The sequence below is a fragment of the Tamlana carrageenivorans genome (genome assembly GCF_002893765.1).
Lineage (GTDB): Bacteria > Bacteroidota > Bacteroidia > Flavobacteriales > Flavobacteriaceae > Pseudotamlana > Pseudotamlana carrageenivorans.
Genome location: NZ_CP025938.1, coordinates 3687004 through 3699297 on the forward strand (window position 1 = coordinate 3687004; position 12294 = coordinate 3699297).

General features: G+C 32.2%; 12 protein-coding genes. All 12 read left to right on the plus strand.

Annotated features, from left to right (window positions below; all coding sequences use genetic code 11):
* Positions 1-1586 precede the first annotated feature (1586 nt).
* The 12 genes from C1A40_RS16260 (at position 1587) to C1A40_RS16320 (ending at position 12230) form a co-directional block, all read left to right on the plus strand.
* Positions 1587-2591, plus strand: coding sequence for an IS30 family transposase (locus C1A40_RS16260; protein WP_102994224.1), 1005 nt, complete (start codon positions 1587-1589; stop codon positions 2589-2591).
* 207 nt (positions 2592-2798) lie between these two features.
* Entirely contained in the window at positions 2799-3530 is a 732-nt protein-coding gene (locus tag C1A40_RS16265; protein WP_102996811.1) for a T9SS type A sorting domain-containing protein, read from the plus strand.
* 192 nt (positions 3531-3722) lie between these two features.
* Positions 3723-3962 (plus strand): ribbon-helix-helix domain-containing protein, encoded by a 240-nt coding sequence (locus C1A40_RS16270; RefSeq protein ID WP_102996812.1) that lies wholly within the window; start codon positions 3723-3725, stop codon positions 3960-3962.
* Positions 3955-4242, plus strand: a complete 288-nt coding sequence (locus tag C1A40_RS16275; RefSeq protein WP_102996813.1) for a type II toxin-antitoxin system RelE/ParE family toxin — start codon at positions 3955-3957, stop codon at positions 4240-4242. The genes C1A40_RS16270 and C1A40_RS16275 overlap by 8 nt, the downstream gene beginning before the upstream one ends.
* 1576 nt (positions 4243-5818) lie before the next feature.
* A complete protein-coding gene (locus C1A40_RS16285; protein WP_102994224.1) occupies positions 5819-6823 on the plus strand; it encodes an IS30 family transposase in 1005 nt (334 codons plus the stop codon).
* Positions 6824-6946: 123 nt separating this feature from the next.
* Positions 6947-7423 carry a hypothetical protein gene (locus C1A40_RS16290; protein ID WP_102996815.1) on the plus strand — a complete coding sequence of 159 codons (477 nt, stop codon included), beginning with the start codon at positions 6947-6949 and terminating at the stop codon, positions 7421-7423.
* Positions 7424-8512 carry a tetratricopeptide repeat protein gene (locus tag C1A40_RS16295; RefSeq protein ID WP_102996816.1) on the plus strand — a complete coding sequence of 363 codons (1089 nt, stop codon included), beginning with the start codon at positions 7424-7426 and terminating at the stop codon, positions 8510-8512.
* Between the two features lies 1 nt (position 8513).
* Positions 8514-9497, plus strand: coding sequence for a hypothetical protein (locus C1A40_RS16300; protein WP_102996817.1), 984 nt, complete (start codon positions 8514-8516; stop codon positions 9495-9497).
* Position 9498: 1 nt separating this feature from the next.
* Positions 9499-10071 carry a DnaJ domain-containing protein gene (locus C1A40_RS16305; RefSeq protein WP_102996818.1) on the plus strand — a complete coding sequence of 191 codons (573 nt, stop codon included), beginning with the start codon at positions 9499-9501 and terminating at the stop codon, positions 10069-10071.
* 3 nt (positions 10072-10074) lie between these two features.
* Positions 10075-10443, plus strand: a complete 369-nt coding sequence (locus tag C1A40_RS16310) for a DUF2085 domain-containing protein (RefSeq protein ID WP_102996819.1) — start codon at positions 10075-10077, stop codon at positions 10441-10443.
* Positions 10444-10453: 10 nt separating this feature from the next.
* The gene (locus C1A40_RS16315; RefSeq protein ID WP_102996820.1) at positions 10454-10675 is read left to right on the plus strand and encodes a hypothetical protein; all 222 of its coding nucleotides are present in this window, start codon (positions 10454-10456) and stop codon (positions 10673-10675) included.
* Positions 10676-11051: 376 nt separating this feature from the next.
* Complete coding sequence (locus tag C1A40_RS16320; RefSeq protein ID WP_102996821.1) at positions 11052-12230, plus strand: hypothetical protein; 1179 nt, start codon at positions 11052-11054, stop codon at positions 12228-12230.
* Positions 12231-12294 lie beyond the last annotated feature (64 nt).

A 12294-nucleotide genomic window follows, 5' to 3' on the forward strand; every position in this document is an offset into this window, starting at 1 on the left:
GCAATCTGGACGACGGACTGATAAGCTGCATGGCAAAACAAAACGTAAAGCAGACACTTAATTATCACTCTTGCGATTTCGGACACATAACAATTCGCAATCTGGACGACGGACTGATAAGCTGCATGGCAAAACAAAACGTAAAGCAGACACTTAATTATCACTCTTGCGATTTCGGACATATAACAATTCGCAAGCAAGACGACGGACTGATAAGCTGCATGGCAAAACAAAACGTAAAGCAGACACTTAATTATCACTCTTGCGATTTCGGACATATAACAATTCGCAAGCAAGACGACGGACTGATAAGCTGCATGGCAAAACAAAACGTAAAGCAGACACTTAATTATCACTCTTGCGATTTCGGACATATAACAATTCGCAAGCAAGACGACGGACTGATAAGCTGCATGGCAAAACAAAACGTAAAGCAGACACTTAAAATACTTAATTCTACTATTCTCAACAGCCAACTAAAAAACTGTACGGTAAAGGAAGACGTTTAAAAAAGATTTAATTCTAAAGTTGTTTAAATATATAATGTTAAATAAATTGCACTGTAAACAACAAGGTGTATAATTAACGGCTAGGTCGAGCTTGCTTACGAAAATCCCGCGGATTTTCTATTCGGTTTTTATTTGTTATCTTCCGTGCTAAATTACGCCACTAATTATACACGACACCGTTGTTTACAATGCTGCGCGACGTTTCCAAAACACAACTCCAACTAAATTTTACGCAAAAAATATTGTGGTTTAAATGTAAAAACTCATAATATTTCTGTAAAATCACTCAGTCGATTTCGGACACATAACGATTCGTAATCGGGACGGCGGACTGATAAACTGTGTGGTAAATCAGAACGGAATAAATCAGAATTTTTCTCACTCATACGGTTTCGGACACATAACAATTCGCAATCTGGACGACGGACTGATAAGCTGCATGGCAAAACAAAACGTAAAGCAGACACTTAATTATCACTCTTGCGATTTCGGACATATAACAATTCGCAAGCAAGACGACGGACTGATAAGCTGCATGGCAAAACAAAACGTAAAGCAGACACTTAATTATCACTCTTGCGATTTCGGACATATAACAATTCGCAAGCAAGACGACGGACTGATAAGCTGCATGGCAAAACAAAACGTAAGGCAGACACTTAATTATCACTCTTGCGATTTCGGACATATAACAATTCGCAAGCAAGACGACGGACTGATAAGCTGCATGGCAAAACAAAACGTAAAGCAGACACTTAAAATACTTAATTCTACTATTCTCAACAGCCAACTAAAAAACTGTACGGTAAAGGAAGACGTTTAAAAAAGATTTAATTCTAAAGTTGTTTAAATATATAATGTTAAATAAATTGCACTGTAAACAACAAGGTGTATAATTAACGGCTAGGTCGAGCTTGCTTACGAAAATCCTGCGGATTTTCTATTCGGTTTTTATTTGTTATCTTCCGTGCTAAATTACGCCACTAATTATACACGACACCGTTGTGTGTAATTCTGACCTAAAATTCCGTATTCAAGAACTTAACGCAACAAATCTAAATTAATAGATTTGTAATTATGGTACGAAAAAAAACAGGTAGACTTACCCTTAAAGAAAGAATACAGATTGAGACTCTTTTAACTGAAAAAAAGAATAAATCATACATCGCTATAACCATTAACAGAGCTCGATCTACGGTTACAAGAGAAGTTAATAAATGGGTGCAAACAGATAGAGATAAATACTCAGCAGAACTAGCTCATTGGTGCGCCAAAGATGATTACCTAAACAAAAGAAATATTGATAAAATATCTAAGTACCCTAGACTTCGAATTTATGTCTATAGGGGCTTATTATCACAATGGACTCCTGAACAAATTGCTGGAAGACTAAAAGAAGAATTCCCAAATGATCCTATAATGTCTATTTCTCACGAATCAATTTATAGGTACATATATGCAAAGCCTCAAGCTAGTTTAAATAAAAAACTAATTAAACTCCTCGTACGCAAAAAAACAAGACGTAGACCCTCTAAAAAAAGACGCAGAACAGGATCTAAAATATTAAACCAAGTCAGTATAGACCTAAGGCCCGAGCATATTAACCTAAGAAATGAAATCGGACACTGGGAAGGAGATTTAATGATTGGGAAGGATCAAAAATCGGCTATTGGAACTATCGTAGAACGCAAATCTAGATATACATTAATTATCAAACTAAAAGCCAGGAACTCTAAGGAAATTGCTAAAATGTTTTCTAAAGAACTTAACAAACTAGATCCCATATTCAAAAAATCTATGACCTACGATAATGGAATTGAAATGGCAAGACACGAAACAATTACCAAGAAAACAGGTATGAAAATTTACTTTGCACACCCCTATTCTTCTTGGGAAAGAGGTACCAATGAAAACACTAACGGACTCATCAGAAGGTACCTCCCAAAAGGAACAGATTTTAACAAAATTGACTTAAATACATTCATCGAAATTCAAGAAAAATTAAACAATAGACCTCGTAAAATTATTGGATTTAAAACCCCTAATGAAGTTATGATAAAAGAACTAAAAATTGTAGCTTAGACTCATACAAAAAAAAGCAACGTTTGTTGCGTTAGAACCTTGAATGCAGCAATCAATCTTACTCCATTTAGATAACTCTAAAAGATGAAAATTAGAATGATTAATAATACTTGCTTTTAAATCAATTAAACATCGAAAAAAAATTATTTTTACTTTTTAAATTATATTGTTTACGAACAAAATTAATCTAACCAAATACAAAACTTTATGAAATTTCTATTGCTCTACTTTAGCTTATCTGTTTTTACACTAAACACAATTTTAGCACAAGTCCCTATAACTATCGGAAATAGTGGCGGTGATTGCTCTAACTATGTGTATTCATCTAATGCATTTACTGAATACACTTACTATGAAATGTATAATGGCAAGGCTAGTTACACTTCGTCTTCGTATGTTAATTGTTCTGATTTTCCTACAGAAAATGACTGTAATCCTGTAACTTCTGCTACTAGAGGATATATTATTAGATGGAATGGTACAAGATGGGAATGGATAAGTGGAAATGAAGGTTGTTTTTGGCTTGTAAGCGAGTGTACGGGAGTATCCACAACCGGTGTTTTTTTATTAGCGTATAATACAGAAGACAGCACTTTACCACCTTGTAGTGGTTGGACAGCTAATACTACTGATGGATATAGCTGTGTGCCTAATATTACAAGCGGTTGTTATATATTAAATATTATTAAAAATTTGTTTTCAACTGATATTAAAGCTTATCCTAATCCATTTAGCCAAGAAATCACTATCAGTTTTGGAAATACTCAAAAATCATTTGAAGCTAAATTGTATAATTCTCTTGGGCAGATTATTTGGTTGAAAAAAATTAATCAATCTTCATTTTTTCAATTTGAAATTGACCAACCAGCTGGAATTTATTTTATAGAATTGTTAGGTGTAAACGGAGAAAGGGCTTATATAAAAGTAATGAAAGAATAAAACTACACACAACAAAGTATATAAAAAATTGCTGTTGTTGGGCTTAAACAAAGGTCGTTGCACGTTTGCTACGTCTGAATTTGCTTCAGAAATTCCTCGCACGCAAACACGCAACTTTCCATATACATAAACGTTGGCAACAATTTGGAGATGATTCGGATTTGGTGTATATTTACATCAAATAATTGAATTATGGCAAGACAAAGTATATCATTCACTAAGCCAAACGATGAATGGCTAAAAACTCAAGTGGATAAAAAAGAGTATTCAAGTAAGAGTGAATTAATAAATGACTTAATTAGACAAGCCCGAAAACAACAAGTTGAAATTAACTGGATTCGCGCTAAATTGGAGAAAGCCGAAAATAGCGGGTTTACAAGTGAAAGTAAAAATGAAATTTTAGCTCAATCAAAGTCTTTACTTAATGACTAAATATAGATTAAGCAATGAAGCTAAAAATGACTTGATACGGATTCATCATTACGGTGTAAAAAAATTTGGAATGACTCAAGCGGACAAATACTTTGAATCATTTTTTAAATATTTTGAAATTATTGCACAAAGACCCTTTTCATTTGAATCGGTTGACTATATTAAAAAAGATTACAGACGTTGTGTTTGTGGAGTTGATAGCATTTATTTTAAAGTAAATGAGGACATTGTAGAAATAATGGCAATTGTCGGCAGACAAGATTTGAGTGAAAAACTATAATCTGAATTAAAAAAACTGTTGCCAACAACGTGTATAATTAATGGCTGGTTTCAGTCTACTTACGAATATTCCTGCGGAATATTCTATTCGGATTTTTTTACTAAATTCGGTGCTGAAACACGCCACTAATCATACACAAAACCGTTGTTTACAATGCTGCGCGACGTTTCCAAAACACAACTCCAACTAAATTTTACGCAAAAAATATTGTGGTTTAAATGTAAAAACTCATAATATTTCTGTAAAATCACTCAGTCGATTTCGGACACATAACGATTCGTAATCGGGACGGCGGACTGATAAACTGTGTGGTAAATCAGAACGGAATAAATCAGAATTTTTCTCACTCATACGGTTTCGGACACATAACAATTCGCAATCTGGACGACGGACTGATAAGCTGCATGGCAAAACAAAACGTAAAGCAGACACTTAATTATCACTCTTGCGATTTCGGACATATAACAATTCGCAAGCAAGACGACGGACTGATAAGCTGCATGGCAAAACAAAACGTAAAGCAGACACTTAATTATCACTCTTGCGATTTCGGACATATAACAATTCGCAAGCAAGACGACGGACTGATAAGCTGCATGGCAAAACAAAACGTAAAGCAGACACTTAAAATACTTAATTCTACTATTCTCAACAGCCAACTAAAAAACTGTACGGTAAAGGAAGACGTTTAAAAAAGATTTAATTCTAAAGTTGTTTAAATATATAATGTTAAATAAATTGCACTGTAAACAACAAGGTGTATAATTAACGGCTAGGTCGAGCTTGCTTACGAAAATCCTGCGGATTTTCTATTCGGTTTTTATTTGTTATCTTCCGTGCTAAATTACGCCACTAATTATACACGACACCGTTGTTTACAATGCTTCGCGACGTTTCCAAAACAGAACTATAACTCAATTTTACCAAAAAAAATATTGTGGTTTAAGTCTAAAAACTCATAATATTTCGGATAAATCACTCAGCCGATTTTGGACACTTAACAATTCGCAATCGGGACGGCGGACTGATAAACTTTGCGGCAAAACAGAACGTAAATAATCGGAATTTACTCACTCTTGCGGTTTCGGACACATAACAATTCGCAAGCAGAACGACGGATTGATAAGCTGCATGGCATAACAAAACACATTAAATCGGAATTTTTCTCACACATACGGTTTCGGACACATAACAATTCGCAAGCAGTACGGCGGACTGATAGCTGCATGGCAAAACAAAACGTAAAGCAGACACTTAAAACTACTCAATTCTACCCTACTGAGCAGCGAAATAAAAACTGTACGGTAAAGCAAGACGTTTAAAAAAGATTTAATTCTAAAGTTGTTTAAATATATAATGTTAAATAAATTGCACTGTAAACAACAAGGTGTATAATTAATGGCTAGGTCGAGCTAGCTTACGAAAATCCTGCGGATTTTCTATTCGGTTTTTATTTGTTATCTTCCGTGCTAAATAACGCCACTAATTATACACGAGACCGTTGGCAGTAATTTAAAGAAAAATCTCCGTATTCAAGAACTTAACGCAACAAATCTAAATTAATAGATTTGTAATTATGGTACGAAAAAAAACAGGTAGACTTACCCTTAAAGAAAGAATACAGATTGAGACTCTTTTAACTGAAAAAAAGAATAAATCATACATCGCTATAACCATTAACAGAGCTCGATCTACGGTTACAAGAGAAGTTAATAAATGGGTGCAAACAGATAGAGATAAATACTCAGCAGAACTAGCTCATTGGTGCGCCAAAGATGATTACCTAAACAAAAGAAATATTGATAAAATATCTAAGTACCCTAGACTTCGAATTTATGTCTATAGGGGCTTATTATCACAATGGACTCCTGAACAAATTGCTGGAAGACTAAAAGAAGAATTCCCAAATGATCCTATAATGTCTATTTCTCACGAATCAATTTATAGGTACATATATGCAAAGCCTCAAGCTAGTTTAAATAAAAAACTAATTAAACTCCTCGTACGCAAAAAAACAAGACGTAGACCCTCTAAAAAAAGACGCAGAACAGGATCTAAAATATTAAACCAAGTCAGTATAGACCTAAGGCCCGAGCATATTAACCTAAGAAATGAAATCGGACACTGGGAAGGAGATTTAATGATTGGGAAGGATCAAAAATCGGCTATTGGAACTATCGTAGAACGCAAATCTAGATATACATTAATTATCAAACTAAAAGCCAGGAACTCTAAGGAAATTGCTAAAATGTTTTCTAAAGAACTTAACAAACTAGATCCCATATTCAAAAAATCTATGACCTACGATAATGGAATTGAAATGGCAAGACACGAAACAATTACCAAGAAAACAGGTATGAAAATTTACTTTGCACACCCCTATTCTTCTTGGGAAAGAGGTACCAATGAAAACACTAACGGACTCATCAGAAGGTACCTCCCAAAAGGAACAGATTTTAACAAAATTGACTTAAATACATTCATCGAAATTCAAGAAAAATTAAACAATAGACCTCGTAAAATTATTGGATTTAAAACCCCTAATGAAGTTATGATAAAAGAACTAAAAATTGTAGCTTAGACTCATACAAAAAAAAGCAACGTTTGTTGCGTTAGAACCTTGAATGCAGCATCGAGATAACTAATAAAAACACAAGATTCGAAAATTGAAAGCACGATTTAAGAAAATAATATTACTCTTTTTTTGGCAATATTCTTTTGCCTATCTTCAATTGCGCAGACCAATTCCAATCACGTTAAAGTTAAAGGCTATTATAAAAAAAATGGGACATATGTTCAACCACATTACAGAACAGCACCAAATAGTACAAGAAATGATAATTTTTCAACAGTAGGTAACACAAATCCATATACAGGAAAACCTGGCTGGATAAATCGGGACAACAACTATAATACACTTTATTATACTGATTACACCTATTCACCAAAAACTTACAATGAACCATACGTAAATCCAAAAATTAAATATCCTGATAGAATCTATGTAGAAGATGAGTATGGGAATGATACTACTTACTTAAAAATGTTGGATAAAAGAACATTTGGCATATATGACTTAAAAGATGAACTTATATTGTATTTAGTAATTAATCATCGAGGAGATTGGCGAATATTTAATACTGAAGGAATTTACATTAAAACTATATTTTTAACCGAATAAATGAAAACATTATTTACACTACTTTTTCTATGTACAATATATTTGGCTCAAAGCCAAACAATATATAAAAACCCTCTTGGGTTCAATGTAAAATTCGACAAGACTTGGAAAAGATTACCAAAAGAAGTTTTACAAGAAAAAACAAAATTCATTAAAACTTATATGGAATATAAAGGGAATATTCAATATGATGCTTGTTTTCAAAAAATTGGAAATGCTGATATGGACTATCCATATATTCTATTTAAAAACTTCTATGCAACAACTACCAACGAAAATGAGATTGAAAAATTAAGGGAATTCTATACGGACAAATTTGGTGTCAATAAGGTTTTAGAAAGTTTAGAAACAGATAAAGTAAAAATGGAACTTCAAATTGGAAAAACCTACTATGATAAAGGAAAACAACTACTAATTTTCACATACGATTTAAACTTAAATGTTAAAGGCAATCTTATAGCAATGGTTGGTTTTTATGTTGGCAAAAGTGCTACACTTCAAATCTTATGTTATACGTATGCTGATGAGTTTAAATATGACCAAAAAGAATTTCTTGACATTATTAATTCAATTGAAGATAATGGTATGAAAACAAATATGAGGGATTATTTAAAAAAACACGACCAAGCCGTTTTATACTATAATGAAGGATTAAAACAATCAGCAAATAATAATATAAACAAAGCAATTGAAAATTACACATTAGCAATAAATACATATCCAATTGAAGATAAATTTCAATTATCGGAGGCTTATTATAATCGTGCTTTAAATAAAAGAAAATTAGACAATTTTAATGGAGCAATAGCTGATTATACAAAAGCAATTGAATTTCGTCCAGATTATTATAAAGCATATAATAATAGAGGTTTTGCATATTTAATGCTGGAAAAATACTCTACAGCAATCTATGATTTTACTATGACAATTAAATTTGACAACTACCAAACAGAATTTACAGGAATGGCTCTTGGGAATCGAGGTATCGCCAAATTAAGTATTGGAGAAGATGGATGTGAAGATTTAAAAAAAGCTATTGAAGAAGGAAATCAGAATGTAAAATCAATTTTTTACGAATATTGCAACTAATATGAAAATAAAATACTTCTTTATAATTTCTTTAATGTTTTTTTCTTGTAGAAATGACAAAGAGAAAGAACAGAAAACCGAAATCACTAATTCGATTGAAGAAAAGGATAACAAACAATTTTTCTCTGACTATTATTTCAAAATAGAATCGCCTTGTAAATTACAAAAGGATTTTAGCAATGCTCAAGAAAATTATTACACATATCGCTGTAGTTCAGAAAGCAACGAATCAATTTATTCTTTTTCCATCAAAGACCTAAAAGGCGAATTGAGTGAACTTAAAACTGACATAGAAAAACGGTTATTTTCAATTAAATTTTTAGACACCTATAAAAAGGAACTTAATGCAAATAATATAGAATATTCAGAGCCTTACATTTATGGTTTTAAAGCATTAGAATACACAATACCAACTGGTAATATATTTAATAAACAAGCAATTTTTGTAAGTAATGGTTTTGCATATACTTTTAATATTACTGCCAACAAAAATGAAATAGATACTTTATTCTCAACTTTCATAAATTCTTTTGAACTCTATCATAAAAGTCCAAAGTATTCTTATTCCATAGAAATACCTAAAGGTTATAGTCAAGAAGAAATTGTAGGTAAAAATGTTGATTTGAAGTATGTAAACAACAAGGGTTATTCTATCGTTCTTGTCGTAAAAAAATTACCAAAAAACGAGAAAGGTTCAATCGATGATATGATGTCATTATCTGATGACTTTTGGATAAATATGATGCCGTATTCTGAAATGAAAATTATAAAAAAAGGAAATGTTTTTGTTGACAACACAAAAGGCTTCTTTATGTCTTATACTGCAAAAGAAGTAATTGACAAAGAACCCTTGTATTATAATAATTATATGTTTATAAAAAATGGAGTTATCTATACTTTAACAACAACCTGTAAACCAGAAGACATTTATGATATGCGTTCAGTTTTTTTTCGAGTTTCAAATTCATTAAAATTCCCAATTTAATATGATAAAAAATCATTACCAGATTTTAGGGATAAACAGAAACGCAGATAATAAAGAAATTAAACAAGCTTATAAAAAATTAGCAGTAAAATTTCATCCTGACAAAAATAATGGAGACAAATATTTTGAAGAACGTTTCAAAGAAATACAAGAATCTTATGAGGTTTTAATAAACTCGCAAAAGAAAAGCGATTACGATAGGATTTATGACTCTTTTTTTTCTAACAAACAAAAAGAAAATTATAGCCAATCACAATCAACATATAAAAACACAGATACATCATATTCAAACCAAAGACAAACAGAACGAAAACAGGAACAAAAGAAAAAAGAAGAAGCTGAAAAAAGCAGAGTTTCAAATATTAAGAAAAATACTGAATTAGCATTTGAAGATAAAGCTTGGATATTTATTGCTAATTTCACAGTTGTCGGCTCGATTGTAGGTTTATTTATGTTTGTTAAATATAGAGCCGAAGGCTATAACAAAAAATCAAGTCAAGTTTGTGGTATTTCTGTTTTAGGAGTATTTGTAGGTTTGATTTTGGCAGTAATTTTTGCTTTAGGCAATAAATAATCAATGAAAAGAATTAAAGACATAAAAATTAAAGGAGCGAATTTACATTTTAGTTTTTGCCACCAAAAACCAGAAAGGTCTTTCTTTTGGAAAGGCAAGCAATTCCCTCTTTGTTCAAGATGTACAGGAATAAATTTAGGTTATTGTATTTTACCTTTTTTTATTTTTGGCTTTATAAAAATCCCTCTTTTGTGGTCTATCTTAATAATTATTCCAACATATATTGACGGAACTATTCAAGCATATTTTAACATTGAGAGTAATAATACAAGAAGATTCATAACTGGATTATTAAGTGGAATTGGAACAATGTCTTTAGTATCAATAATCGGAATTTATATAGGAAACCAAATATTAACACTAATCAATTAAATTTTAAACTATGTCAGAACAACTGAACCCAAAAGAAAATCCAAACGACAAATTAAGTACTGGATTACAAGTTTTATCTTTTTGTATTCCATTAGCAGGAGCAATTATTTACTTTAGTAATAAAAGTGACAGTCCAAACAAAGCGAAAATGGCTTGTCACGCTGCATTATGGGGAATTGGATTAGGAATTGTACTTCAGATAATTGCGACAGTTGCTGGAGCTGGAAATTAATAAAAAAACTACTGCCAACACCGTATATAAGCCATTGCTTGGTCTGTTCTACTTTGGAAAATCCTCGTGGATTTTCCAACTTGGTTTTGTACTTGCAAAGTTTCGTGCCAAACCACGCAACGGCTCATATACAAACACGTTAGCAAAAAAGTAGGAAAAATAATAACGTCGATTATTAACTATACAATAAAACTTTTATATTTGTAGGAAATATAAACTACAAAATGAGAAAATTAATATTATTTATTGTAATCATAATACTAAATTATTCGTGTCAAAAAGATGATGATATTACTCCCCTAACAATGAAACAAGCATCAACAGAGGGCTTAATTAAGCTTGGCAAAAAAAGGAAAACCCTTATTCGGTAGAAAACATGAAAAAAGCATTAGACAATCTAAAAAAGTCAAATGCATCTTCAAAATTATCTTCTATTAAAGACATTGAAATAACTACAACACATTTATACCTAAGATTTAAACCAAAAAATCAAGAAGAACTCAATATTTTGGCAATAGATTCAACCCTTGTATTATATGATTATCCTCTAGATTATGAAATCACTGAGATCGGTTACTATTATAGAGACCCAGAAGTTTCTGATGACCAACCAACTTACCAATATTGTGCCATTCCTGTTGATAAAAAACTACCTAAAGGTGTAGAATATGAGCTAATTGCTAATCTATTCATCCCTGATGAAGATAACGTTGATAGCACAGAAGGTAAAACAAGTGGTAAGTTATATTCTTCTGATTTGATTGACTCCTTAGTAGATGAAGCTTTAAGAATTACCAATAATTTAGATATGGCATTACATAACAAAAGCTCAAAAGTTTCGGCAAGCAAATGGAGACCAGCAGGTAAAATCAAAGTATGGGATGATGTACAAAATACATTTGTTGGTGTTGAAGGCGTTCAAGTAAGAGCTAGAAGGTGGTTTACGACCCACAGAGGCTTTGTTAAAGCAGACGGTAGTTATTCTTGCGATGGTCGTTTTAGACGAGATGCCAACTACAGTATCGATTGGGATCGTCATTATTTTGCACTACAAGACGGTTTGCTTAATGGTGCAACATACAACGGCCCTAAAAAACGAGGGAATTGGGATTTAAATCTTAAAGATGATAAACAAGCGTATTATGCAACTATTTTTTTAGCTGCTCATGACTATTTTTATAGACATAATTACGGATTAAGAAAACCTTCTAACACAGGAGGTTTAGGGAGAATTACAATTAAAGCACGGGAAGCTAACGGAAAATCCTCACATGCTGAAGCACGTAAGCTTTATGGTGGTTCAGACATCTCTTTAAAGGCTTGGGGAGACCCTTCTCATCTAGTGTATGGTACCACTATTCACGAACTCGCACATGCTTCACACAAAAATATTGATAGAGATGCTTATATAGACCTAACTTGGAAAGGTTGGATAAGCCCATGTACACCATCATCTGAAAGTTGCGACCACCCTGGACCTACAGGTGCAGATGCTAGACGTGTTATGGAAACTTGGGCTACTACTGTAGAGATTGTATTGACTAATTTGAGATAAAAGAGTTATTTAAGCCATTCTAGTTTTTTTTATTATTATCAAAACAGACAACGTCTTGGCACCA

What these genes read in the sequence shown, in the direction of transcription:
- C1A40_RS16285 (WP_102994224.1), top strand. Translation starts at nt 5,819, where the DNA reads ATGGTACGAAAAAAAACAGGTAGACTTACCCTTAAAGAAAGAATACAG.
- C1A40_RS16275 (WP_102996813.1), top strand. Translation starts at nt 3,955, where the DNA reads ATGACTAAATATAGATTAAGCAATGAAGCTAAAAATGACTTGATACGG.
- C1A40_RS16270 (WP_102996812.1), top strand. Translation starts at nt 3,723, where the DNA reads ATGGCAAGACAAAGTATATCATTCACTAAGCCAAACGATGAATGGCTA.
- C1A40_RS16315 (WP_102996820.1), top strand. Translation starts at nt 10,454, where the DNA reads ATGTCAGAACAACTGAACCCAAAAGAAAATCCAAACGACAAATTAAGT.
- C1A40_RS16300 (WP_102996817.1), top strand. Translation starts at nt 8,514, where the DNA reads ATGAAAATAAAATACTTCTTTATAATTTCTTTAATGTTTTTTTCTTGT.
- C1A40_RS16260 (WP_102994224.1), top strand. Translation starts at nt 1,587, where the DNA reads ATGGTACGAAAAAAAACAGGTAGACTTACCCTTAAAGAAAGAATACAG.
- C1A40_RS16265 (WP_102996811.1), top strand. Translation starts at nt 2,799, where the DNA reads ATGAAATTTCTATTGCTCTACTTTAGCTTATCTGTTTTTACACTAAAC.
- C1A40_RS16295 (WP_102996816.1), top strand. Translation starts at nt 7,424, where the DNA reads ATGAAAACATTATTTACACTACTTTTTCTATGTACAATATATTTGGCT.
- C1A40_RS16305 (WP_102996818.1), top strand. Translation starts at nt 9,499, where the DNA reads ATGATAAAAAATCATTACCAGATTTTAGGGATAAACAGAAACGCAGAT.
- C1A40_RS16320 (WP_102996821.1), top strand. Translation starts at nt 11,052, where the DNA reads ATGAAAAAAGCATTAGACAATCTAAAAAAGTCAAATGCATCTTCAAAA.
- C1A40_RS16310 (WP_102996819.1), top strand. Translation starts at nt 10,075, where the DNA reads ATGAAAAGAATTAAAGACATAAAAATTAAAGGAGCGAATTTACATTTT.